This window comes from Candidatus Caccoplasma merdavium, assembly GCA_018715595.1.
Classification (GTDB): Bacteria; Bacteroidota; Bacteroidia; order Bacteroidales; family UBA11471; genus Caccoplasma; species Caccoplasma merdavium.
This window is the reverse complement of sequence record DVLI01000019.1, coordinates 66560-88340: the sequence shown is the minus strand read 5'-3', so window position 1 is coordinate 88340 and position 21781 is coordinate 66560. Positions and strand designations below refer to the sequence as shown.

At 53.6% G+C, this 21781-nt stretch carries 29 protein-coding genes and 1 tRNA gene; 24 read left to right on the top strand and 6 right to left on the bottom strand.

Annotated elements, in window-relative coordinates:
- Positions 1 to 2: 2 nt before the first annotated feature.
- From IAD09_06440 to IAD09_06410, 7 genes are all read left to right on the top strand, one after another.
- Positions 3 to 626, top strand: coding sequence for an AAA family ATPase (locus IAD09_06440; protein HIT81859.1), 624 nt, complete (start codon positions 3 to 5; stop codon positions 624 to 626).
- Positions 627 to 1057: 431 nt separating this feature from the next.
- A complete protein-coding gene (locus IAD09_06435; GenBank protein ID HIT81858.1) occupies positions 1058 to 1525 on the top strand; it encodes a hypothetical protein in 468 nt (155 codons plus the stop codon).
- A gap of 6 nt (positions 1526 to 1531) precedes the next feature.
- Complete coding sequence (locus IAD09_06430) at positions 1532 to 1732, top strand: hypothetical protein (GenBank protein HIT81857.1); 201 nt, start codon at positions 1532 to 1534, stop codon at positions 1730 to 1732.
- Between the two features lie 11 nt (positions 1733 to 1743).
- Positions 1744 to 1953 carry a hypothetical protein gene (locus tag IAD09_06425; GenBank protein HIT81856.1) on the top strand — a complete coding sequence of 70 codons (210 nt, stop codon included), beginning with the start codon at positions 1744 to 1746 and terminating at the stop codon, positions 1951 to 1953.
- A 12-nt stretch (positions 1954 to 1965) separates the two neighbouring features.
- Positions 1966 to 2634 carry a DUF3164 family protein gene (locus IAD09_06420; protein HIT81855.1) on the top strand — a complete coding sequence of 223 codons (669 nt, stop codon included), beginning with the start codon at positions 1966 to 1968 and terminating at the stop codon, positions 2632 to 2634.
- Positions 2635 to 2739: 105 nt separating this feature from the next.
- Positions 2740 to 2994 carry a hypothetical protein gene (locus IAD09_06415; GenBank protein ID HIT81854.1) on the top strand — a complete coding sequence of 85 codons (255 nt, stop codon included), beginning with the start codon at positions 2740 to 2742 and terminating at the stop codon, positions 2992 to 2994.
- Positions 2981 to 3472, top strand: coding sequence for a hypothetical protein (locus tag IAD09_06410; GenBank protein ID HIT81853.1), 492 nt, complete (start codon positions 2981 to 2983; stop codon positions 3470 to 3472). Before IAD09_06415 ends, IAD09_06410 begins: the two co-directional genes overlap by 14 nt.
- A gap of 26 nt (positions 3473 to 3498) precedes the next feature.
- On the opposite strand, the gene IAD09_06405 is transcribed toward IAD09_06410, so the two are convergent.
- From IAD09_06405 to IAD09_06380, 6 genes are all read right to left on the bottom strand, one after another.
- Positions 3499 to 4002 (bottom strand): phage virion morphogenesis protein, encoded by a 504-nt coding sequence (locus IAD09_06405; protein HIT81852.1) that lies wholly within the window; start codon positions 4000 to 4002, stop codon positions 3499 to 3501.
- A gap of 201 nt (positions 4003 to 4203) precedes the next feature.
- Positions 4204 to 5502 (bottom strand): hypothetical protein, encoded by a 1299-nt coding sequence (locus IAD09_06400; protein HIT81851.1) that lies wholly within the window; start codon positions 5500 to 5502, stop codon positions 4204 to 4206.
- A gap of 17 nt (positions 5503 to 5519) precedes the next feature.
- Positions 5520 to 6773, bottom strand: a complete 1254-nt coding sequence (locus IAD09_06395) for a DUF935 family protein (GenBank protein ID HIT81850.1) — start codon at positions 6771 to 6773, stop codon at positions 5520 to 5522.
- The gene (locus IAD09_06390) at positions 6773 to 7189 is read right to left on the bottom strand and encodes a DUF1320 family protein (protein ID HIT81849.1); all 417 of its coding nucleotides are present in this window, start codon (positions 7187 to 7189) and stop codon (positions 6773 to 6775) included. Before IAD09_06390 ends, IAD09_06395 begins: the two co-directional genes overlap by 1 nt.
- A 5-nt stretch (positions 7190 to 7194) precedes the next feature.
- Positions 7195 to 8709 carry a hypothetical protein gene (locus IAD09_06385; GenBank protein ID HIT81848.1) on the bottom strand — a complete coding sequence of 505 codons (1515 nt, stop codon included), beginning with the start codon at positions 8707 to 8709 and terminating at the stop codon, positions 7195 to 7197.
- Positions 8709 to 9197, bottom strand: coding sequence for a terminase (locus IAD09_06380; protein HIT81847.1), 489 nt, complete (start codon positions 9195 to 9197; stop codon positions 8709 to 8711). Before IAD09_06380 ends, IAD09_06385 begins: the two co-directional genes overlap by 1 nt.
- Positions 9198 to 9314: 117 nt before the next feature.
- On the opposite strand from IAD09_06380, the gene IAD09_06375 reads away from it, so the two are divergent.
- From IAD09_06375 to IAD09_06295, 17 genes are all read left to right on the top strand, one after another.
- A tRNA-Met gene (locus IAD09_06375) sits at positions 9315 to 9386 on the top strand.
- 112 nt (positions 9387 to 9498) lie between these two features.
- On the top strand, positions 9499 to 10506 hold the full coding sequence (locus IAD09_06370; GenBank protein ID HIT81846.1) for an HK97 family phage prohead protease: 1008 nt from the start codon (positions 9499 to 9501) through the stop codon (positions 10504 to 10506).
- Between the two features lies 1 nt (position 10507).
- A complete protein-coding gene (locus IAD09_06365) occupies positions 10508 to 11425 on the top strand; it encodes a hypothetical protein (GenBank protein ID HIT81845.1) in 918 nt (305 codons plus the stop codon).
- Positions 11426 to 11625: 200 nt separating this feature from the next.
- Positions 11626 to 11940: a hypothetical protein gene (locus tag IAD09_06360; protein ID HIT81844.1), complete on the top strand. Its 315-nt coding sequence runs from the start codon at positions 11626 to 11628 to the stop codon at positions 11938 to 11940.
- A 9-nt stretch (positions 11941 to 11949) separates the two neighbouring features.
- Entirely contained in the window at positions 11950 to 13149 is a 1200-nt protein-coding gene (locus tag IAD09_06355) for a hypothetical protein (protein ID HIT81843.1), read from the top strand.
- Positions 13150 to 13160: 11 nt separating this feature from the next.
- A complete protein-coding gene (locus IAD09_06350) occupies positions 13161 to 13571 on the top strand; it encodes a hypothetical protein (protein ID HIT81842.1) in 411 nt (136 codons plus the stop codon).
- Between the two features lie 36 nt (positions 13572 to 13607).
- The gene (locus IAD09_06345; GenBank protein HIT81841.1) at positions 13608 to 13934 is read left to right on the top strand and encodes a hypothetical protein; all 327 of its coding nucleotides are present in this window, start codon (positions 13608 to 13610) and stop codon (positions 13932 to 13934) included.
- Positions 13935 to 14109: 175 nt separating this feature from the next.
- Positions 14110 to 16083 (top strand): tape measure protein, encoded by a 1974-nt coding sequence (locus tag IAD09_06340; protein HIT81840.1) that lies wholly within the window; start codon positions 14110 to 14112, stop codon positions 16081 to 16083.
- Entirely contained in the window at positions 16083 to 16715 is a 633-nt protein-coding gene (locus IAD09_06335) for a hypothetical protein (GenBank protein HIT81839.1), read from the top strand. Before IAD09_06340 ends, IAD09_06335 begins: the two co-directional genes overlap by 1 nt.
- Positions 16716 to 16717: 2 nt before the next feature.
- Entirely contained in the window at positions 16718 to 17677 is a 960-nt protein-coding gene (locus tag IAD09_06330; GenBank protein HIT81838.1) for a hypothetical protein, read from the top strand.
- A complete protein-coding gene (locus IAD09_06325; GenBank protein HIT81837.1) occupies positions 17677 to 18240 on the top strand; it encodes a hypothetical protein in 564 nt (187 codons plus the stop codon). Before IAD09_06330 ends, IAD09_06325 begins: the two co-directional genes overlap by 1 nt.
- On the top strand, positions 18240 to 18572 hold the full coding sequence (locus tag IAD09_06320; GenBank protein HIT81836.1) for a hypothetical protein: 333 nt from the start codon (positions 18240 to 18242) through the stop codon (positions 18570 to 18572). The genes IAD09_06325 and IAD09_06320 overlap by 1 nt, the downstream gene beginning before the upstream one ends.
- Positions 18550 to 18849, top strand: coding sequence for a hypothetical protein (locus IAD09_06315; protein HIT81835.1), 300 nt, complete (start codon positions 18550 to 18552; stop codon positions 18847 to 18849). Before IAD09_06320 ends, IAD09_06315 begins: the two co-directional genes overlap by 23 nt.
- A 20-nt stretch (positions 18850 to 18869) precedes the next feature.
- Positions 18870 to 19700, top strand: a complete 831-nt coding sequence (locus IAD09_06310; GenBank protein ID HIT81834.1) for a hypothetical protein — start codon at positions 18870 to 18872, stop codon at positions 19698 to 19700.
- Positions 19693 to 20187, top strand: coding sequence for a hypothetical protein (locus tag IAD09_06305; GenBank protein HIT81833.1), 495 nt, complete (start codon positions 19693 to 19695; stop codon positions 20185 to 20187). Before IAD09_06310 ends, IAD09_06305 begins: the two co-directional genes overlap by 8 nt.
- Before the next feature lie 23 nt (positions 20188 to 20210).
- Entirely contained in the window at positions 20211 to 21167 is a 957-nt protein-coding gene (locus IAD09_06300; protein ID HIT81832.1) for a tail fiber protein, read from the top strand.
- Position 21168: 1 nt separating this feature from the next.
- Positions 21169 to 21750: a hypothetical protein gene (locus tag IAD09_06295; GenBank protein HIT81831.1), complete on the top strand. Its 582-nt coding sequence runs from the start codon at positions 21169 to 21171 to the stop codon at positions 21748 to 21750.
- Positions 21751 to 21781: the final 31 nt, after the last annotated feature.

The following is a 21781-nucleotide window of genomic DNA, read 5'->3' as shown; positions in this document are numbered from 1 at the left end:
CCATGCCCAAACGAGCGTACAGCCCGAAAGAGATAGCCGCCAAGAAATGGACAACATTGTCATGGGGCGAGAAGTGGAGCAAGCCGTTCGGTTTCCCCGCAGACACCGCCTCGTGGTTCATCAGCGGAGCATCGGCCAGCGGAAAAAGTTCTTTCGTGATGCAACTGGGCAAAGAACTGTGCAACTACGGGACGGTGTTGTACATCAGCTACGAGGAGGGTGTGAACCAGAGCTTCCAACGCAGGATGGGTTACCTGAAAATGGACGAGGTGCAGGGGAAGTTCCGGGTTGCAGTAGGCGAAAGTTATGAAGAGGTCATAGAGCGGCTGAAAAAGCCGAAAAGTCCGAAGTTCATTATCATCGATTCTTTTCAGGTCGCCCCGTGGGAATATCCCGATGCCGAGGCATTGATGAAGCGCTTTCCGAGAAAGTGCTTTATATGGGTAAGCCAAGAGAAAAAAAGCCAACCGATGGGAAGCGGTGCACTGAAACTGAGATATATCTGCGACATGAAATTGCGTGTGGTGGGTTATAAGGCTTACTGTCAAGGAAGAGCCATCGGTGAACCGGGAAGTTACTTTGTTGTATGGGAAGAGGGAATCATTCAAACGAGTAACAACTTATGACATGGAAAAGCGAATGCGAAAAAGACGGGCAAACCTCTTGTACCGTCTTCGGAAGAAAGGAGTCCGGTGCATCACCAAACGTCGCATGATAGAGTGCCCTTATGGCTTAAACCCGATGAGCGTGATACAGATAAAGCGACTGACAGATGAATTTGATTTTTATGTGCAATTTGTAGTAGGAGATTAATATATGAGTACAAGAAATACCATTATCGAATTAAAGGTACCGCCATACCTCACTGTCAACAGATCGGGTCGGGAGGTATTTTGTAGCCCAGGGCATGTATGCAGTTGTTGCAAGGGCAACGGTTGGATATGGAGCGAGAATGAGAAAGGAGAGCCAATACACAAGGATTGTCCCGTATGTAGGGGCAGTGGAGAGCTTGACGCCATTGTTACCATAGAATGGAAACCTTCAAAACAATAAGAACATGACACAAGAGATAACCAATTTTGCGCGCTTTTACGCTTTGTTCAACCGTTTGCCCTATACCGGCGACCGGGAGGAGTTGAAGCGCCAAATCGTCCGGGAATATACGTCGGGACGCACAGAAAGCCTGCGGGAAATGACAAAATCGGAATACAACACATGCTGTGCCGGCATGGAAAAATTGACGGGGCGTAAAGACGAGATGAAGAAACGGCGTTCCGTTTGTCTCAAACAAATGCAGCAATTGGGCATTGATACGACCGATTGGTCGCGTGTCGATCATTTTTGCCGCCACCCCCGTATAGCAGGGAAACCATTTGCCCGGATAACATTCGACGAACTCCCTATTTTACAAAAGAAATTGCGGACCATTGCCCGCAAAGGAGGCTTGAAGCCTATTGAAACCACTGTCAAACAACCGGGGAAAACGGTCTGCATCGTTCTCGACCGTCATACCCTTATAAACTGAAACATTATGGAAAAGAAAAACGTATCCGCCCTTGAACGGGTGAAGAAAGAACTGGCGTTGCAGACTTCGGATATGGAACGGACCGAAGCTGCGCAATTCCTTGGCGAACTGGCCGACTGGGCCTATGCCAACAGTGAAGCGATGCTCATCGACGACGAACCCGGAGCCGATGACATGGATTTTTACCAACATTTCGATAACGATTAAACCTTACGGCGATGGACAAAACCAGCACTCAAAAATTACTTGATGCCGGATATATATTATTAAGGGCAACCCAAGACGGCGGAAGCAAAAACGACCAGCCGAGAATCAAATATTCGGACACTTACGGCGTATGGCGGACATTGGAAGTATTTCCGAGCAAAGCCTCCCGGGACAGACGAGTAAAGGAGTTACTGAAACAAGAAAAATATTTATTGGATTAAAAACATACAACCATGAACGAAGAGAAGAAGCAGGCCGTCATGATGACGGAGGCGCAAATCGCAGAGTATGAAGCCTTCCAACGGGCCAAAGCCGCCAAGACAGCAAAGGAACAAGCCAAACGCGACCGCGCGGCCTACAGCCAGCTGGTCGATGAAGAAGTAACCGCCGCTCTGCCCCGGCTCAAAGAGCTGAGCGGGACAATTTCGGCCGTCAAAGGGGAAATCCTCGAACGGTTTTCCGCCATATTGCAGATGAAAGCCGATGTCTTGCGACGGGTAAAAGAAGACCAGAAATCGCATACCTTCACCACTTCCGACGGTACCCGCCGCATCACCATCGGCCGTCACCAGTGCGACGGTTGGAGAGATACCGTAAACGACGGTGTCGCCATTGTCAAAGAAGCGTGCCTCTCGCTCATCAAGGACGACACCACGCGGGCGCTCGTCAACCAAATGATGCGGCTGCTCTCCCGGGACGCTGCAGGGAACCTGAAAGCCAACAAGGCCCTGCAACTACGCAAATTGGCGAATGAGTTGAACGACGAACGGCTGAACGAAGGGATCACCATCATAGAGGAGGCTTATATCCCGCAGCTGTCGAAAACCTATATTTATGCCGAATACAAAGACGAAAAAAGTGGGGCATGGAAACAGATACCCCTCGGCATGACCGAGGCGTGAGACGCAGCGTGTAAAGGATAAAAAATAACCCGCCCACCGGATTCGGCAAGCGAGTTACAATTTGGGGAAGTTGTAACAAAGGTAAAACGAAATCCGGGAAAAACAATGGGCGGTCGACGTAAAAACACCCTCCGGCGGATAAAGTTGGTCTGCGACATCGTCCAGCAGCATTACGAGCCGGGGAATTACGCCAAAAGTTATTTCAAAGTCTGGGAACGGTATGTCAACCCCGTTTACCCGATGTGTTACCGCACCCTGCTGCGTTACATCGCCACGCCCTTGCGGGAGACCCGGGAACAACCGGAAAGACCCGGTCAGTTATCACTATTCGACAAAAACGAACACGATGGGACAATTTAAAGATTTGCTGTTGAGCATACAGGAACGGCTCGCCACGGTGCCGGAGCTGAAATACATCGACAAGGATTGGGGGCAATTACGATACGATCAGCCTGCGGTGAAATATCCCTGCGCGCTCATCGACCTGGAACAAGCCGGTTTCAGTGAAACCGGCAAAGGCGGACAACTGGCGGACGTATCGGTAACAATCACCATCGCCGACCAGCGGCTCACGCCCACGTCGCTGTATGCCCCCCGGAAAGAAGACGGATATGCCGCCATCGAACTGATGGAGAGCGTGCATGATGCTTTGCAGCTGTATTATGAAAAGGGGTTCGCACCGTTGGTGCGGACGAACTGGCGGAAACTTCATGTCGGCAACACGTTCGAAGTGTATGCCCTCTCTTATGCGACGCAATTCACGGCGGGCCATGCCGGAGAAGGAACGGCCGTACACCCCGAAGGGATAAAAATAACCTTGTACCCTGAAAGCAAATGAAAATGCGGAGGCTCAGGCCTCCGCATTTATTTTTTGAAGAGCCGGTCCAATGCTTTCCCGAGTTCTTTCACCGTTTTCCCCCGCAAATTGGGGGTGTCTCCCATAAACTGGCGACGGGGCATGATGAATCCGGCACCCCGTCCCGCTTTCAAGCCTTCGTTATGAACCGCCCCGTAAGGCTCCTTACTGCCGAATTCCTGTGGGGAAGTCCATACGGTAGCCCGCCCTTCCCCCACCTCCTTCACCTCGATGGAACGGCCCAGGTCACCGGTGTCTCCGGTCAATATGTTCCGCGTCGTCCTTGCCGGGTGGTACTTTGCCGCATACCGATAAGCCGGAGAATGCCCGTCGCGTCGTTGTACCTCTTTCCACTTCACCCCGTCGAAGCTCTCGGTTCGGAAGTTGTTTTTAAAGACCGCAACCGCCGTATTCGCCGCCACCAACGGGGCTATACGGGCCATAAAGTCGGGCGACATCTCACGCAGCCTTTCTATTTCCGCTTTGAATTGTCCGGGAGTCATTTTTGCCATAAAATATTTGTTTGTAAGAAATTATCACTATATTTGCGAAACAACTCGCGATCGAGCCGCTGGCTGGGACACTTGGGTTGGGCAAAGAGGCGGAACGCCTCTTTGTTTGTTTATAGAGAAATTATTTACTACATTTGCAAAGAATCCTTGGCGACCCGTTGGGTGGACAGTAGTGGGGTTCATAGGCGGCAACCATGCCGCCTATTTTATTATCCGAAAGATTTCCCTGTCCGAATTATCATAGACAATCAACCCTTTGAACTGATGATGCCCTTTCATGAACCGATCGGCCGTTTCGATTACTTTTTGAATCTCTTTTATTTCCCCGCATATCTTCACGACGGCATAGTCGGCCTGCTCGTAGGCGTCGCATAGGCGTTCTTTGAGTTTCGCCCCGTTTCCCTGCATGCACTTGAAGTCGACGACCCACTTGTCGCCGTTGTCCCATTCGATGACGGCATCGGCATTTTTATTCGCCCCGCGCGGTGTCATGCCTTTGGGGTAGAACCGGGGCCGCAGGCCGGCATCCTCTTTTACCACATTGGGCAGCAGTTTTATACGCCTTACCCCTTTGTTATGCCGGCAAAACAGGGTAGCGACCTCCATGTTCCCGGCGATTTCGCCCGGCTCGTGCAACACGTGCGACAGCACCTCCACCGCATCGATTTTCCCTTTGCCCAAGAAACCGCCTTCGCCCAGTTCCAATATCCCCCTGCCTACCCGGTCGTGCCCGTTGGCCGTAAAATATATCGACTTTTCCGAGAAGATCTCCCCGGTGATGCCAGGATTTCCGGAGAGGCCCGCCGGCGGGGGTGTAACCTTCACCCCGTCGTGGTCCACGTCATCGGCGGTTTCCTCCCAGTCGCACTTGCAGTTCCATTCGTTGCCGGGCTGGTTTTCCAGCCAGAACGGGTCGGTCTTCGCCCATACGCGGTTATAGTAAGGGACATGCTGCGTACGCCTTTCGGCGCTCCGGCTCGGCAACCAACGGATATTCGGAAAAATGTCCGCATGTCCTTCCCGGTTGAAGTCGGTCCATTGCCTGGCCGTCCGGCAGCGTGCCACGGCCGTGTTGTATTCCGCGGCCTGGTACCTGTTGAACGCCCGCAAAGCCCCTTCGGCCCTTTTCAGGGCCTCTTCTTTCGACACGCGGGCCGTCAGTTGCCTCTTGACCTGTTCCGTGGCATGGTAAGCCTTGTAAGCCGCGAACCTGGCCGCGTTGGCTTCCAGCCGGTTTACAAGGCTGAAATAGCGGCTTCCGTACCCGGTATCCCCGAAAACGCCACGGACGCCTCCGAGCAGGTTGCCCGCGTATATGTCGAGCAGGCGTTTGTTGACGGCCGCATCGAAATCGTCCGCAATCTCCCCGATGATCCTGCCGAACATCTCCCCGTCCGCCAGAGGGAACATTCCCGCCACCGACTGCCCGAACTCTTTCAAACACTCTTCCAACGCCGTTAAAGAACCGTTGAAATAGAGGTCGTCAAGGGTGGACTTCAAGGCTGGCCGGCCAGCCCTTAAAAGAAAAAATCATCCGGCAGCTCCCGTGTTTCCCCGCTTCCGGAAGCGCCCGCTTTTCCGTCCTTTTTATTCCCCGGAGCCGGAGAAACCGCCGGAGCCGTGTCGGTACGCAATCCGGTAACCTCGATGCCGAACGTCTCGCGTACCCAGTCTATGTCGAAATCGTAGTACTGGGATCCCTCGTGTACCATTTTCCACAACTTTTCCACATCGACCTCCTTGGCGATGACCAACCGTAGCCCGGGTTTGAGGACGCCGATGGAGGCGAGCGCCGGGAGTATGATCCTGTTGAAAGAGGATTCTATGAAACGGTTATCGGCCTTCACCACGGAGTCGAGCAATTTGGAGGAACTTTCCTCCTTCGAGCGGTTTCCATTCACGGTATCCTGCCCCAGCACGGCAGCGAGGTTCAGCAAGGAAAGTTGTTGGTTACAGGTATCGATGAGATTCTTGTAAACCTCCCCGTTTGTAGCGACACCCTGTGCAAAATCGAAGTTCTCCTCGGTATCGATGATGAAGTAGGCGGCCGAACCAATCTCCTTCATCATTTGTTCCGCTCGGGAGAGCATTTCGGGGTCGGACGTGTTCGTTTTCATGACGCGCGGCGGAATGCCGAAGATTTCGCACAGCTCGCTCCAGCACGACATGGCGAACTTCTTCATCAGCACATAGGGGACGGCCTTGTTGAGCAGCCCCAAATCCCCTTCCCGGGGGTATAGTTCGACGAGCCACCGGCCGAATTCCGGTTCTTCCCGGTACGACACGAATTCGCTCCCGTAGGTGTCGGGATAAAACCGTCCCGTCTTGGGCGCCACGTTCTGGCGGCGCACGAGGTCGGCGCGGATACCATCGGGCGTATAGGAAAACTCAATCAAGGAACAGCCGTAAAACTTGCTTTCGACAATCAGCTCGACCAACTGGTCGAAAAGGCCGCTATCCTTGAGTATCCGGGTTTGTTCCTCGTCGGTTTTTCCCCCTTGCACCAGCGAAAAGTCCACCCCCTGGCTTTTATCGATGCGCAGTCCCACCTGGGAGGACATCAACGCATCGAGCATGACTTCTTCATAGAGGTTTTGCAGAAGCACCTGTTTGGGTTCGTAATCGCTTGTGGCCTGTTGCCGGGCCTTTTTCCAGTCGGCAATGTCTTTCCGCGTTATCGACTCGTGCCGTTCGATGACACGGCGTACCAGCGAGGCCCCGTTCTTCCGTTTTCTCCCGGAAGGGGCATGGTCCTGTTTTTTTCTTTTCATTATAAAGAATGATGAAATTTGGGGTTAGAGCCGAATTTGGCTTGCAGTTCGATATTGCCTTTTTCGTCCGTCCGGAGCGGCAAGGCAGGCGCGACAATCCCTTTGGCCACGTTCTTGAAAAAGTCGACCACACGGTCGTAGCGCTCTTTCCACATCTCATAGATGGTTTCGGCATTGCAGATGGTGATGATGCGCCATACGGCCATGACCTTGATGTTTTCGAGAATCATGGCGTTCCGTCCCTCCCCGACGGCCGAGAATATCTTCTCCACGTCGTAGCGGTTGGACAGGTAAGACTTCGCTTCTTCCACGGCTGCTTCGATGGCTTGGCAAACGATTGAAACGTCCCCACCGGTAATCTCTTCGACGACATGGGCATACATGGCTGTTTTCAATTCTTCTGCGGATAAATACATATATGTCAATATTTACGGTTAGGTCTGTGTCCAATGACGTAACGGGTAGTCGCCGTCCTTACTTTGTTACTCAGCAACCACACGGCCCCTTCGAGGGCGTCGGGCGCATCGTCGTGCGCCTTGCTTCCCCGCTGGAACGTCAGCAGCTGGTCTTCGAGCACTTTCATGCCTCCCGACGATTTTTCCGCCTCGTTGAAAAGAATCTCCCCGCGTTGGAAAAAGGGCTGCAACGCCTCGATGCGTGCGAATTTCTCCGGCTTTTTCCGTCCGTCCCCGGTAATGGGGATCTGCTTTCCCGAGGCGATACCCGCTTTGCGGAACTCGTCCATCAACAAGTCCTGAATAAAATTGGACTCCATGTAATACCGGACGGGCGTATCCCCCACAAATTCGCTTATCTCGTAATGCCACCCCACCATGACCGACACCTTCGTCTGGTCGGCGTAAGCCTTTATGACATGGAACTTTCCCTCTTTGGTCAGCCCCACCAAAAGCGTGGCCTTGAAGTCGTTTTTCGACGACGATTTGAACGACGGGTCGGTATAAGAGACGATTGCGCGGTATTCCCGCAAAGGAAGCATCTTGCCGTAGCGGATATACTTCCGCTCGAAAACGGACCCTTCGTCCAGTGGGTTGTTCATGTATTCCTTTTGAAAGCGCCGTTCACCGACTTCCACCCGCAGGTCGTTGATTTCCGACAGTTGGTAATTCTGCCACCAGGACGGTTTTCCTTTTTTGTCGAGGGCATTCACGACGGTATGGTAAAAATGGGGGCGCGAGGCCATTTCCCCGAGAATGGAATATTGGCCGATGCGGTTTCCAACCAGAACGAACCGTCCCCGCCCCATGGCCATGGTGCCGATGAGTGCGCTCAGGCACCAGTCGACGGCTTCGTCCACCCTCCGGGGGTTGCGGCACATCTCATCGTCGTCGATGTCGTCGATGCTAATGTAATTCACCCGCAGCCCCCGCCGTTTGATCCCGCGCGGCGATTGTCCACGCCCGAGGGCGATGAACATGGAACCATCGGCGCAGACGAATTCCCCGTCCGTCCAAAGACCGTCCGTTTTCTGCCTTCCGAAATCATGCAGAAACAGGTCATTTCCCTCAAGTTCTGCCTGCAAGTCGGACAACAGCCGCCGGGCCATGTCCGCACTCTTTGACACGAGTACCATAATCATCGGCTCGGGGTTTTCCTGTATTTTCAGCCAAAGCGGAATCATTAACGATATGTGTGAACTTTTCGCATGGCCACGAGCCCATTCGAATACGCACCGTGCACGTGGATTGTTTTTTATGTATTCCGCCGCTTCTATCTGGAACTTCCCGCATCGGGAAGTCGCCAAATGTGGGAAATAGGCATGCACGAAAAAATCATAGTCCTCTTTGGCCCGAGCCATGCGTGATATGCGTTCCACTTCGGTACCCTTAGGTATGACAGACGTTATGTTTCGTATCTCTTGAAGATGTTTGGCATAACGTTCAAGCGCTTTTTTATATCTCTCTTTTTCTCCGGCCATCATGTCTCGTTTGAGGTGATATATTCGATATATTTCCTGTGAAAACCGGTAATCGATTCGAGCATTTCAGGAGAAAGACACTCATCGACTTCCGCCCGTTGCACCAGCCAGCGGTCGAGGGCGATGACCACGTCGATGACCGTCGCCCTGGTAACGGTCTTGGCGATACGTTCGGCCGCCGCCATGATTTTGACAAGGTTGTCCGAGCACTTGGTGATCGTCCCTATATCGGTATTCCCGTTCTCGATGTTCGAGATGATGAGTTCTGACATTTTACGGGCCGCCGCCATCATGGAATTGGCCAAGGCAAGCGTCGAAGTGTTCTGCTCCTGTTTTTTCTTGTCCCATTCCTCTTTTCCCGCCCACCGGCTTACCGTCGCTTCCGTAATACCCACGGTCCGCGCTATCGATTTTTGGGATTCCCCGCTCATGAAAAGACGAAAAGCGTAACCTTTCCGTATTTCGATTTCTTGTTTCGTAAGAGACATTCGGAATATCTTTTTAATGCAAAAGTCGCTTTCATACGGCTGGTGTCAAAAAAGAGTGCACAGAATGTCCACACAATTTGCCGGGACGGAAACCTATTGAGATTTTTGCTGGAAAACAGCGGGATAGAGCAGAGGTAGCTCGCGAGGCCCATTACCTCGAAGTCGCGGGTTCGAATCCCGCTCCCGCCACAAACCATTTTTGAAAGATCCGCCGGGAGCGGCAATCCGGCGGATAACCGAGGGAACTGTCATACGGGGGTGAGTTGCCGCCCTGCCAAGCCCCCGTCCTTTTATAAAAACAATGGCAAAAAGACTTATCTGGACAGACGAAGAATTAAACAGTTACGGTTTCCGGGTACTGACATCGGGCATCGACATGACACGCTTTGAAAAGAACCCCGTGATGCTGTTCAACCACCACCGCACATTGTACGGTAAGAAAGACGAGATACTTCCCATCGGCATTTGGAAGAACTACGGGGCCGGGGAAGGCGGCATCATGTCCGGCGAACCCGTTTTCGACAAGAAAGACGATTTTGCGGCCAAGATCGCGGATAAAGTGGAAGGCGGTTTTTTGAAAGCCTGCTCGATCGGAATCCGTATCATAGAGGTGAGCGAAGCCCCCGAGCACCTTAAACCCGGACAGACCCGGGCGACGGTAACGAAATGCGAATTGCGCGAAGTGTCGATCGTCGACATACCCTCCAATCCGAATGCGGCGGGCATTGTCCTTTACGACGACAATGACCGGGTCATTGAATTATCCGACGATAGGGACTGTCCCGTTCGTCTTATTCATAAACAAACAAATCATAAACCAATGAAAGAAATTGCTTTGAAGCTCGGGCTGCCTGAAAACGCTGGGGACGCGGAGGTGTTATCTGCCATCACCCGGTTACAGGAGAGCCATAAACAGGAGATCGCCGCCCTGCAAGCGGCAAAAGAGAAAGCCGAGGCCGAAGTGAAACGGTTGTCCGAAGAAAAAATCGCCGGGGAGAAAGCCGAAGCCTCCACACAAGTGGAGCAGGCCATAAAAGAGGGAAAAATCCCTGCTGACCTGAAAGAAACCTACTTGAAGCTGTTCGAGACCGATTTCGCAAATACCCGTAAGATTCTCGGAAGCCTGCCTGCCCGGCAGAGCCTGCGCGGGAAAATTGCCGACGGAGGGGAAGGCGAATGCCTCGCAAAGATGACGTGGGACGAAATCGATCGTTCCGGCCGTCTGTTGGAATTGAAAGAAAAGTACCCCGACCTGTACGAGAAAAAGTACAAAGAAATGTGTTCAACGCTAAACATTCAAAACTCATAAAATGGCATTACAAGTTCAAATCTGGATCAAATCCATTATCGAAAATCTGTTTGCAGACAATTCTTTCGCCTCTAAATCGGTGGATCACTCGGAGTTTGTAAACGGAAAAACAGTTCATGTTCCTAATGCGGGTGCAGCGCCTTCCGTGGTGAAAAACCGCTCAACCTTTCCCGCTACAGTCACTACACGGGAAGACGTGGACCTTTCGTATGATATCGATGAATTTTCGGTCGATCCTATCCGCATACCCAATGCGGACAAGGTGGAGCTTTCGTACAACAAACGGGAAAGCATCATACGGGGATCACGCAACAAACTGGCAGATGACATACACGCGTCACTCATCTATTCATGGATTCCTTCCGGGGTAAACACGATATTCACCGAAGGAGCTGCCGTTCCCGCCCATATTGCCTCGGCGACGGGAAACCGCAAATCGATGACCAAAGCCTCCGTCGAAGCGGCCCAACTGCTTTTCGACTCGCAGAACATTCCACAGACAGGCCGTTACATGCTCTTGGACGCTTACATGTACAACCAGTTGAAGAACTCGATGACGAACAACGAGGTTGTTGCCTTCCTGGCGGGTGCCGATCCGGAAAAAGGTGTCATCGGGGAATATGCCGGCTTCCGGTTCTACAAACGCGGCCAGGTCGCCAAAACGACGAAAGCCGGAGTCCTCAAGGAGTGGAGCGCGGCCGCCGATGCGACCGATTCGGCAGCCGGCATAGCCTGGCAGGAAGATTGCGTATCCCGGGCTCTCGGTGCGTCGATTCTTTTCGACGATGAAGGCAACCCGCTTTATTACGGCGATATCATCTCTTTCCTGCAACGTGCCGGGGGAAGTTATATCCGATCGGACAAAAAAGGTGTCGCGCTTATTTGCCAGGCGACCGAAGAGCCTTCCGCCGCGGGATAAGCCATACGGGTTCCGGGTGCGGGCCGATCCCGCACCGCCGGCAGGTAGGGGTTGGAAACGTTCCATGATACCGGCGCGTTTCACCTCGACGGCAGGGCCGCACCGCCCGTTATCCTGAAAACGGATACGCGCGGCGGCCCGCGCGAACTCCCCGACCGGAAATTCAAACACCATTCATAAACGATTTTACCTCTATTAAAATGCAAAACGAAGAAAACAAAACGGGTGCGGGGGATATGGATACCCGACCGGGTGAATCTGAAAAGAACGAACCCCAAACCGATAAAGCGTCCAAATCCGCAGGAGCGGAAAAAGAAACCCGTTCAAAGAAAAAAAAGGAAGAACCACCGCTTTCGACTATCGAAAAAGAGGGATTGCGGATACTCTCCTGCTATCCCGACCAGGAAAAGGTTTTCATGACCTCGGACAATTTCGGCTTTTTCGACGAGCACGACGCCCGGGAACATGCGAAACGTCTCGGTGATAAAAACGTAATTACAGTCAAACGAAAATAGAAAGAAGCCATGTTACCACGTGTAAAAATAACCTATTCGAACGGGGCTCTCGGGCAAGTGGCCGAAATGGACGACGGTTGCCTGGGCTTTATCGCTATCGGTGCGGCAGAGGTGGCCGGGGAAGAAAATTTCAAACTGGGCAAGGCTTACTCTCTCAAAAAGCTCGCCGACCTTGAAAGTTTGGGTGTTACTTCCGAGAACAATCCCAACCTTTACCGCAATGTCAAGGATTTCTATGCGGAGGGCGGCGACGGCCTGGAATTGTGGCTCATGGGTTTTGCCGAGACAGCCGCTTTTGCCACGGTACTCGACAAGGACAATGCCGGCGGCGCAAAATCGCTGTTATTGTCGGCCAAAGGCAACATACGGGGACTCATCGCCTTCAAAACGCCCGGGGAAAGCTACGAGCTCGACGATTCCGAGTGTATGGACAGCGATGTCATCACCGCCCTGCCAAAGGCACAGGCTCTCGGTGAATGGGCCACGGACGAACGTTATGCCCCGATATTCACTTTGATTGAAGGGTATGCCTATTCCGGCAATGATACCGGCCTGCCCGATCTGAAAACAATGAACCATGACCGTTGCGGCATCGTCATCGGCGATACGTCGCAAGACAGCCCGAACGCGGCCATGGGCATCGTTGCCGGGAGAATCGCCGCCACGGACGTCCAGCGTAAGATCAGCCGGGTGAAAAGCGGCGCCCTTACGCCGGTGGAGATGTTCGTCGGCGGGAAAACCGTCGAGGAAGCAGATGTGGAAAGCATCAACGACAAAGGATACATCACGTTCCGGACGTTTGTGGGCAAGTCGGGTTACTTCATTGCGGATGACCCGCTGGCCACGGCTGCCACGGACGATTACAATTCGCTGTCGAACCGCCGGGTCATAGACAAGGCTTACCGTATCGCATACAACACCCTTGTCGAATCGCTCAACGACGAAGTGCCTATCGCCACGGATGGAACCCTTTCTCCGGCTTGGTGCGCCTCCGTGCAGGGCGATGTCGAACAAGCCATCATCAGCAGCATGACCGCCAACGGGAACCTCGGAAACGACCCCGCCGACCCTGACGATACCGGCGTGGAGTGTTCCATCGATTACAAGCAGGACATTCTCGCCACCTCCCGTATTGCCGCCGGCTTGCGTGTCAAGCCCAACGGTTACGCCAAATACATCGATGTCGATCTCGGTTTCAAAACCACATAAACAAGGAAACAATGTTCAACAGCAGAGAGTACGAATTTGCAGACCTGACCGTCTTCATGGGTAACCGCGACATCTCCGGCCTGCGAGGACTGAAATATGTCTACAAACAAGAAAAAGAAGCGCTTTACGGCAAAGGTAACAAACCGCTGAGCATTCAGAAAGGCAACAAGTCGGGTGAAGGGGAAATCACTCTCACCCAATCCGAACTGTTGGCGCTGGAAGTCGCCGGCGGAGGCTCCATACTGGACCTCGAGGTGAAAATAGTCGCCAATTACGGCAACCCGTCGAAAGGGGATATGATCGCCACGGACGAGTTGATCGGTTGCCAGTTTACCGAAGAACCCAAAGAACTGAAACAGGGGGACAAATTCATGGAATGCACCCTCCCTTTCATCTTCCTGGACAAGAAAAAAATCGTTTAACCGGACGGGCAACCGTCATCAAACAGAAAATCCGTCATGGAAAAGGAAAAACCGATCGGAGAAGCCACCGCCGAGCAGATAAAAGAGTGGAAAGAGACCCATAAAAACGTATTCGCCATCAAGGTGGACGATGCCGACGGTAGAAAGCACGTCTGTTACCTGCGTGCGCCGAAACGGAAGGACCTCTCGGCCGCTTCCGTGGCCGGAAAAACCGACCCGTTGAAATTCAACGAGGTCATATTGCGGCAGTGCTGGCTCGGCGGGGATACGGATATCCGCACCGACGACAGCCTGTTCCTCGCCGCTTCGGGAATGATACCCGATATCGTTGAAGTCGGGGAGGCCGAACTGGAAAAGTTATAGAGGCTGCGACCGTCGATGATGCCGATACGTTTCGGATCATGGCGGCGCAGCTGCGCTACTACATGCACATAGAACCGGATAACCTCGATGACGAGGAATTCGCCGCCCGTTATAATGAACTGGTATATATCCGGAAAAAGGAAAAAGAGGCGAACAAACCCTAACAAACGAACCGATGGCAGGCAATATCGTTGAATATACCCTCTCCCTACAAGATAAAATCTCGGGCAAGCTCTCGCGCATAGGCATTGCCAACGACCGGCAACTGGCGGTGTGGAGCCGGGTGCAACGGCAGGTCGTACAAGCCGACCGCACGATGCAGGACTTCGGCGTGAGCATCGGTTCGCTGACGGGACGTATTGCCGCCCTGCGTGCCGAGCGGGAGTGGATACCGGCCGGAAACATCGAAGCGATACGCACCACCAACCGGGAAATACAATCGCTCGAAAGGCAGTTGCGCCGGTTGGAGAGTACGACAGGCGGCCGTTTGAAGACGGCTTTTTCCGAAGCATTCGGTAGCCTGCCGTTCGCCTCGGCCATCACCAACCCCATCGTACTGGCCGGAACGGCAGGAGTGGCGGCTTTGAAGAAAGGTTTTGAACGGGAAAAGACACAGATATCCTTCGAAGTGCTGCTCGGCTCGAAAGAAGCCGGCGGGCGGTTGGTCTCCGACCTCCAGCAATACGGGGCGGCCACACCCTACATGGCGGCGGATTTGCAGGAAAATGCCAAAATGATGCTCTCCTTCGGTATCGCTGCAGACCGCGTCATGCCAAATATCAAGATGTTGGGGGATATAGCCATGGGCGACCGGGAAAAGATGAACTCCCTGACACTGGCTTTTTCCCAAATGACCTCCACCGGCAAACTCATGGGTCAAGACCTGCTGCAGATGATTAACGCAGGTTTCAACCCCCTGAATGAAATATCAAGGACGACCGGCAAGTCGATGGCCGTGTTGAAAGATGAAATGAGCAAGGGGGAAATATCGGCAGAAATGGTCCGAGACGCCTTCATTTCGGCTACCTCTGCGGGCGGGCTGTTTTACAACATGACCGAACGTCTCGGCAGTTCAAAGTCCGGGAGATGGTCTACCTTGTTGGACAACACCGTCATGCTGCTTTGGAAACTGTATGATATCATCGAGCCATTCATCAATCCGGTATTTGCCGTTTTCTCCCGACTTATCGACTACACCGCCGGTCTTTTGTCTTGGATACATAAGGGTGTAACAGGTTGCGTGTCTGCTTTCAGACGCTGGTTCGACCTGCTTTCCGGGGGGAACACAGCCGTAACTATACTTACGGCCTTGTTGGGAATAATGGCCGCAACGATGGGGGTCGTCATTGCCCGGGCCAAACTGGCCGCCTTATGGGCGGGTATAGTTACCACGGCCAAATGGGCGTGGACGGCGGCGCAAACGGCATTGAACGCTTCCATGTGGGCTTCCCCCACGACATGGATCATTGCCGGTGTGGTGGCTCTTATTGCCGTCATCGCCTACCTCTGTTATAAAATCGAGGGGTGGGGTTCCCTTTGGGAAGGTGTCATCGGATTCATGAAATACACCTTCTACGCATTCGTCGACGGGGTAAAGCTCTATTTCTCCACCCTTGTGAACGGCATCATGATCGGGCTCGACAAAATAAAGTTGGGCTGGTACGAATTCAAAGAGGCGGTAGGCTTGGGAAACAGCGCGGAAAACCGGGCGGCCATAGCTGCCATCGGTGCCGACGTGGAAGCCCGGCAACAGGCCATTACTGCAGGAGCGCAACGTGTGGCCGACCATTTGAAGAATGCCGGCCGGTCGCTCGCCGGCATCGATATGTCATGGAATTCGGAAAAGTCTTTGTCGGACATCGTTTCGGGATTCGGGGCCAAACTGGGCATATCTTCCCCGTCCATACCCGGACTCGGCGGGTCGGAAACGGAAAGCGGAATCAACCCTACGGGCGGGGAGGTGGCCAAAAACGCCACCGAAGCCGTCGCCACGGGCGGGACACGGAACACGACCATCAACATCTCTATCGGGAACATGGTCGAACGTATCGTTTACGAAGGCGGCTACGACGACAATCGGGAAAACATGGAGCGGGACATGGAGAGCCTATTTATCCGGGTTTTACAAATGGCAAAAACGGCACAATAATGGCTAAAATCGAATACGAGCTGCAAAAAATGATTCCGAATGTGGATGTTTCATACAGCGGCAACCCACTGGACCCGGCGGCCGTCCGTTACTCGAAAGCGTTAGGAAGTTTCGGCGCCTTGCCCCCGTATATCATTCTGCCGGGTGGGAACCCGATTACTTCCGTTTCCGATGCAGAGGCCGTCAAGGGGACAATGACCCGCCAAGGTGTCATTCATTCACAAATGCCCTTTAAAGTGAAACGTCCGGACGACACGGAATGGTTCACCTTCCCCATCGAGCCGCTGGTTTCGGTCAGCGGAAAAAACTCGATCATACGGCGTTCCGTCGCCAAAGGGACGGCAGGCGGAAGCGTCAAGGAACGGTGGTGTCAAGATGATTACACCGTACAGATACAAGGTGTCGTTTCCCTCGACGGGAACGCTTATCCCGAGGAACAGGTCCGAACGATAACCGCGCTTTTCAACGAACGCCGGAGCATAGAGGTGGCGCAAGAAGTGCTCCTTATACTTGGCATCAAATACCTGGCGGTGGAATCGGTTTCTTTCCCGCACACCAAAGGGCTGAACAACCAAAATTTCAGCATCAAAGCGTACAGCGACAACAATACGGAACTTTTCATCTCCATCTGACCATGTATTCGCTCGACTTCGACATCACCATAGGCGGTTACCGGTTGACCCTGCTCGAAAGCGTAACGGTCAAAGCCGGAGTGGAAAACCTGGCGGATACCGCCGTGGTCGTCCTTCCGGCAACCGTATATAACAAAGCACTGGAAATCGAGGGGAAAATCAATGAAGGAGATCCCGTTACCGTCCGGTTCGGCTATGACGCCGACCTAACGGAACTTCCGGTCGAGTTCGTGGGGTACGTGGAAAGTATCGCCACCGATGACGGCAGCATAAAAATACAGTGTGAAGATGAGTTGTACAATTACCGCAAAGACCTGCCCGATAAAGTTTTTACCGACGTCACCGTAAAAGAAATCATGGAGTATGTAAACCGGGAACTCGGCGGCTTTGACCTCTCCTGCGACTACGATTTCAAATACGACAGGTTCACCCTCTACAACGCGACGGGATTCGACGTGCTGAAAAAGATACAGGAGGAGACCCGGGCGAACATATACCTGAAAGGCAGGACACTGCACATACACCCGCAATATGCGGAGATAGGGGGAACCGTCATCTATGATTTTGCCGTGAACATAGAAAGGTCGGAGCTGAAATACCGAGAAGCGCGGAACCGAAAATTCATCTGCACCATCGAGGGAACCGATGCGGCCGGTAAAACGGTGAAAGTTACCAAAGGTACTCCCGGCGGGGACAAATTCAATTTGAAAATACCGGGAGTTTCGGATAGGGCCACCCTCGAACGCCGTGCCGACGAAGAACTGAAAATACGCTCATATACCGGCTATGAAGGGAGTATAACGGGTTGGCTCGTTCCCTATGTCGAGCCAGCATGGGCTGCGGAGATAAGGGATGCAGATTATGAATACAAAACCGGCAAGTACTATGTCGTCGCCGTCGAGACCTCTTTCTCTTCGGCCGGTGGAAAAAGGAAAGTTACACTTGGGAAAAAAATAGACTGATGGAAAAATACTCGCAGATAGCGGCGTTGCTTCGGGAAATTACGGGAACAGGAAAACCCTGTTTCGCCTTTTGGCTGATGGAAGTGGTCTCGGTGGATGGGGACACCTGCTCGGCCCGGATAGGCGATCTGGTGATTCCCGGTATCCGCCTTTCTACGGTCAAGAAAGGAGCGGAAAAAGGTTTGCTCATCACCCCGGCCGGGGGCAGCTCCGTCTTGGTGGCCGACCTTTCGGCCGGAACGATGCGCGAACTGGCTGTCATCGGTTTTACCGAAATTGCCGCCATCGAACTGCATGTCGGGGAAAGCAGTGCACGCTTCACCGGAAAAGCCATCGAAATAAACGGCGGCAGCAACAACGGGCTGGCCAAGGTAAAGGAACTGACCGGACGGCTGAATCTCATCGAACGGGATATAAACGCGCTTAAATCGGTGTTTAAAGCTTGGACGCCTGTACTGCAGGACGGTGGCGGTGCCCTGAAAACGGCGCTCGAGGTATCGTGGTCCTCCACTTTGACAGAGACGCGGGAAGCCGACATAGAAGACACGAAAGTTACACACTGATGAAAGGAACTGGCATATTACTCGACCCGGAAACCTCCGACCTGAAAATAAATACGGCCCGGGACTCCCAAGGGCTTATCGCCGGGGGACTGGAAATAGGACGTACAACCTATCAGAACCAAGCCGTCATATTACAGGCACACAAGGGGGAATTCAAGGAATATCCGCTTCTCGGGGCGGGCATTTCCGATATTCTCGGTGATGACGAAATAACGGCTTGGAAGCGGGAAATATCCCTACAACTGGAATCGGACGGAATGACAATCAACACGGTGGAAATCGACACCGTAAAAAACAAAGTTACGATCGATGCGGAATATCACGGTATATAACGGGCAATCATTGGCGGATATCGCCGTGCAGGAATGCGGGACTTTTGAAGCCGTCTTTTCCCTGGCGGCAAGAAACGGCCTTTCTGTAACCGACAGCCTCTCCACCGGCCGGCTGTTGGTGTATGAACAAGAGGATATCGTAAAAAAACAGGTCGTCGCCATGCTTGCTGCCGGGAAAGTACGTCCGGCTACGGAAGTAACGGCGGAAGAGATGGCGGCGGTTCCTTACGGGGGCATCGGTTTCATGGGTATCGAGGTGGATTTTATAGTGAGTTGAACGAAAAACAGGAGGGAATCATGGCACGAACTGTTACAGAAATAAAAGAAAGCCTTGCCGCGGATTTCATGCGCAACGAGGCGGCGGCTTCGGCTTACGAGTTCACGCCGGGCGACAACTTTACGGAACGTTTCAGTAAGGTAAGCGTTGAGAACGTGTTGTTTTATGTTGTGGCATGTGCCGTATGGGTATTGGAATGCCTTTTCGACGCGCACACAGCCGATGTGGACAGCCGCATCGACGAGATATTGCCGCACCGCCCGAAGTGGTACCGCGACAAGGCGCTGCGGTTTATGAAGGGCAAGGTGCTCCTGCCCGACAGCGACGAATACGACACCTCGACGATGAGTGAGGAAGAGATAGCCGCCACCCGGGTAGTGAAGCATGCCGTAGCGGTGGAGAGCCGCGAGACTTCGATACTGACAGTCAAAGTTGCCGGCGAATCGGACGGCCGTCGCGCTCCGCTCGATGAAGAGACGGTGCAGCAATTGGAAGCTTACTTTGCCGAGATAAAAGATGCTGGCGTGCGCATCAATGTGGTAAACAAGGAGGGAGACCCGTTTAGCTGTGAGGTCGACATCTATTACGATGCTATGCTGGCCCCCGAGACGGTGAAAACCGATTGCGAGGCGGCGATCAAGTCGTATATCGAGAACCTGCCCTTCAACGGCGAATATACCAACATGGCGCTTGTCGACGCCCTGCAAGGGGTCGAGGGGGTGAAGGTGGTCGAGTTTGTCGGCGCTTCCACCACGGACGGGGCGGCCATCAATGCCCGGTATGTCCCCGATGCGGGCTATTTCCGGGTGGACACGCTGACGTTGAACCTGAAAGTCTACAACAATGGGTAAATACGATGTGAATTTCCGCCGGCTGGCACTGCTGTTGCTGCCGACTTTCTGGCGGAGGCCGTTGTTCGGCGCGTTTGCCTTTGCGTTGGTTACGCCGGTGAGCCACCTGCATGTGCGCTTCATGCAATACAGGCAGCGCACCGGTTACCGACTGCGGCATAACGGGCAGGTCTGTTACCTGCGGGCGGTGCTCAACGACGAGTTCGACCCGGAACTGCGCCGCATCACCATCTCCGACAGCGACAAGACCGACTTCGGGACGGTGGTTTATCGGCGTGTGGCCCGGCGGCCGTTGAAGCTGCCCCTGCGGGCGGATTCGGCGGGGGTTAAAATCTACCGCCGCGGATTCACGGGAGCCGGTGCGGTAGACTTCATCGTGGGGATTCCCGCCGCCTTACGCGGGAACATCGACGAAAGCCGCCTTTCGGGCGTGGTCGACACCTACCGGCTGGCCTCGATGCGGTATGCCGTTCTATATGGGAATTGAAAGAATCTGTAAAACAATATATGATGAAACGAACGATTGGCAATTTTACGACACAGGCCGAGCAGTATTTCCCCGTCGATGCGGAGACTTTCGCCTCGATGGAGGAGAACATCAGCCTCGTGCAGATTATCGGCAACCTCGCCGGTGACAAGGCCGTGCTCCGGGGGTGCGAACTCCAAGAAGAGGGCACGAGACGAGCTCCGGGTTATGTGTTTATTCGCACGAAAGAGTTCCCCGACGGGGAGGTCCTTTATTTTGAGGGCGGTGCGGTGGCATCGGGCATGTACCTCAACGCTTCGGCGGTCTCTGTGTCGTCGGGAGGCGTGGACTTCCCCCGGGCCTACACCGTGCGCTGCCTCTCGCCGGGCATCGGCGGGGAAAATTTCAAATGGGAAGATTTCCACGAGGCAGATACCCTGCCGGAGTTGCGGGCGGAACTGTCGGAACTGGAAACAGCCTTCCAAAAGATACAGCCCCAACCGGTGGGATCTGTACAGCTCTTTGCCGGGGAGAACGTCCCGGACGGCTGGCTTCTCTGCAACGGGGCGCAATACGCCCAAAAGGATTATCCGGAACTCTATGCGGCCATCGGTGCGGCCTTCAACCGGGCCATGTCGGCAAATGACGAGGCTTATACCACGACTGCCGGCTATTTCCGGGTGCCCGACCTGCGCGGGCGGTTCGTCGTGGGTCGCAGCGACTCCGATGATGACTATGACGCTTTGGGGGCTGCCGGCGGAAAGAAAAACGTAACCCTCACGGCCGAAGAGTCGGGGCTGCCTTTGCATACGCACACGTTCCGCTGGCAGAGCTTCGGAAATTCCTCGTCGGACAGTGATGTTACCCGCATCTGCCGGGGACACTCGGGGGTAAAAGATGCCGCCAAAGAGACGGAGAACGCCGGCGGTAGGAACGCCTCGAAGTCGCACGAAAACCGGCCGCCTTACTACACGCTTACCTACATCATCAAAGCACGATAGAATGGCAACAACAAGGGAGACATTGAAAAAATGGTTCAGCCGGGGGGCTTATCCTACGGCCGGACAGTTCGCCGCGTGGATCGACTCGTTTTTCCACAAGGACGACAAGATACCGGCGGCCTCGGTCGAAGGGCTGACGGATACGCTCAACAGAAAGGCCGATACTGCGACTGTGGAATTGATAAAAAAACAGCAGGAGCAAGAAGCCGGCCGTATCGGCGACCTCGAAATCGCAACCGGAGAACTGCAACCGGAAATCATTGAAGTGGAACATTACGGTGATGATGGCGAGGTATTTTTCCTGACTCCCATGTCCGTGATAGAAAGGATATTGGGCAAGGTTACGGGTCAGGGAAAGAGTCTTTTCGTCATCGGTGCGGGTGGGTGCTCAACCGCCTCGGTATCAAATGAAAACGGTCTGCTCTTCGTGCTCTCTTTTACCGGGGCCGACGGCCGTTTCCATGAAATGACCCTCGAAACACAGCCCGATGCATTCAAGCTCATACGGCAGCGGGCTTACCGGCTCTCGGAGTTCATCATGTCGGCGGACTACACGGACGGAAAGGATTATAAAGAGATATAAACTGAATGTCTCACAAAAAAAACGAATGAAT

Excerpts from the sequence above, each read along its gene's own strand:
- IAD09_06415 (HIT81854.1), top strand. The coding sequence starts at position 2,740 with ATGGGCGGTCGACGTAAAAACACCCTCCGGCGGATAAAGTTGGTCTGC.
- IAD09_06425 (HIT81856.1), top strand. The coding sequence starts at position 1,744 with ATGGACAAAACCAGCACTCAAAAATTACTTGATGCCGGATATATATTA.
- IAD09_06405 (HIT81852.1), bottom strand. The coding sequence starts at position 4,002 with ATGGCAAAAATGACTCCCGGACAATTCAAAGCGGAAATAGAAAGGCTG.
- IAD09_06345 (HIT81841.1), top strand. The coding sequence starts at position 13,608 with ATGGAAAAGGAAAAACCGATCGGAGAAGCCACCGCCGAGCAGATAAAA.
- IAD09_06380 (HIT81847.1), bottom strand. The coding sequence starts at position 9,197 with ATGTCTCTTACGAAACAAGAAATCGAAATACGGAAAGGTTACGCTTTT.
- IAD09_06320 (HIT81836.1), top strand. The coding sequence starts at position 18,240 with ATGAAAGGAACTGGCATATTACTCGACCCGGAAACCTCCGACCTGAAA.
- IAD09_06365 (HIT81845.1), top strand. The coding sequence starts at position 10,508 with ATGGCATTACAAGTTCAAATCTGGATCAAATCCATTATCGAAAATCTG.
- IAD09_06325 (HIT81837.1), top strand. The coding sequence starts at position 17,677 with ATGGAAAAATACTCGCAGATAGCGGCGTTGCTTCGGGAAATTACGGGA.
- IAD09_06295 (HIT81831.1), top strand. The coding sequence starts at position 21,169 with ATGGCAACAACAAGGGAGACATTGAAAAAATGGTTCAGCCGGGGGGCT.
- IAD09_06385 (HIT81848.1), bottom strand. The coding sequence starts at position 8,709 with ATGGCCGGAGAAAAAGAGAGATATAAAAAAGCGCTTGAACGTTATGCC.
- IAD09_06315 (HIT81835.1), top strand. The coding sequence starts at position 18,550 with ATGCGGAATATCACGGTATATAACGGGCAATCATTGGCGGATATCGCC.
- IAD09_06410 (HIT81853.1), top strand. The coding sequence starts at position 2,981 with ATGGGACAATTTAAAGATTTGCTGTTGAGCATACAGGAACGGCTCGCC.
- IAD09_06355 (HIT81843.1), top strand. The coding sequence starts at position 11,950 with ATGTTACCACGTGTAAAAATAACCTATTCGAACGGGGCTCTCGGGCAA.
- IAD09_06340 (HIT81840.1), top strand. The coding sequence starts at position 14,110 with ATGGCAGGCAATATCGTTGAATATACCCTCTCCCTACAAGATAAAATC.
- IAD09_06435 (HIT81858.1), top strand. The coding sequence starts at position 1,058 with ATGACACAAGAGATAACCAATTTTGCGCGCTTTTACGCTTTGTTCAAC.
- IAD09_06370 (HIT81846.1), top strand. The coding sequence starts at position 9,499 with ATGGCAAAAAGACTTATCTGGACAGACGAAGAATTAAACAGTTACGGT.
- IAD09_06330 (HIT81838.1), top strand. The coding sequence starts at position 16,718 with ATGTATTCGCTCGACTTCGACATCACCATAGGCGGTTACCGGTTGACC.
- IAD09_06430 (HIT81857.1), top strand. The coding sequence starts at position 1,532 with ATGGAAAAGAAAAACGTATCCGCCCTTGAACGGGTGAAGAAAGAACTG.
- IAD09_06440 (HIT81859.1), top strand. The coding sequence starts at position 3 with ATGCCCAAACGAGCGTACAGCCCGAAAGAGATAGCCGCCAAGAAATGG.
- IAD09_06420 (HIT81855.1), top strand. The coding sequence starts at position 1,966 with ATGAACGAAGAGAAGAAGCAGGCCGTCATGATGACGGAGGCGCAAATC.
- IAD09_06350 (HIT81842.1), top strand. The coding sequence starts at position 13,161 with ATGTTCAACAGCAGAGAGTACGAATTTGCAGACCTGACCGTCTTCATG.
- IAD09_06300 (HIT81832.1), top strand. The coding sequence starts at position 20,211 with ATGAAACGAACGATTGGCAATTTTACGACACAGGCCGAGCAGTATTTC.
- IAD09_06360 (HIT81844.1), top strand. The coding sequence starts at position 11,626 with ATGCAAAACGAAGAAAACAAAACGGGTGCGGGGGATATGGATACCCGA.
- IAD09_06305 (HIT81833.1), top strand. The coding sequence starts at position 19,693 with ATGGGTAAATACGATGTGAATTTCCGCCGGCTGGCACTGCTGTTGCTG.
- IAD09_06395 (HIT81850.1), bottom strand. The coding sequence starts at position 6,773 with ATGAAAAGAAAAAAACAGGACCATGCCCCTTCCGGGAGAAAACGGAAG.
- IAD09_06310 (HIT81834.1), top strand. The coding sequence starts at position 18,870 with ATGGCACGAACTGTTACAGAAATAAAAGAAAGCCTTGCCGCGGATTTC.
- IAD09_06335 (HIT81839.1), top strand. The coding sequence starts at position 16,083 with ATGGCTAAAATCGAATACGAGCTGCAAAAAATGATTCCGAATGTGGAT.
- IAD09_06390 (HIT81849.1), bottom strand. The coding sequence starts at position 7,189 with ATGTATTTATCCGCAGAAGAATTGAAAACAGCCATGTATGCCCATGTC.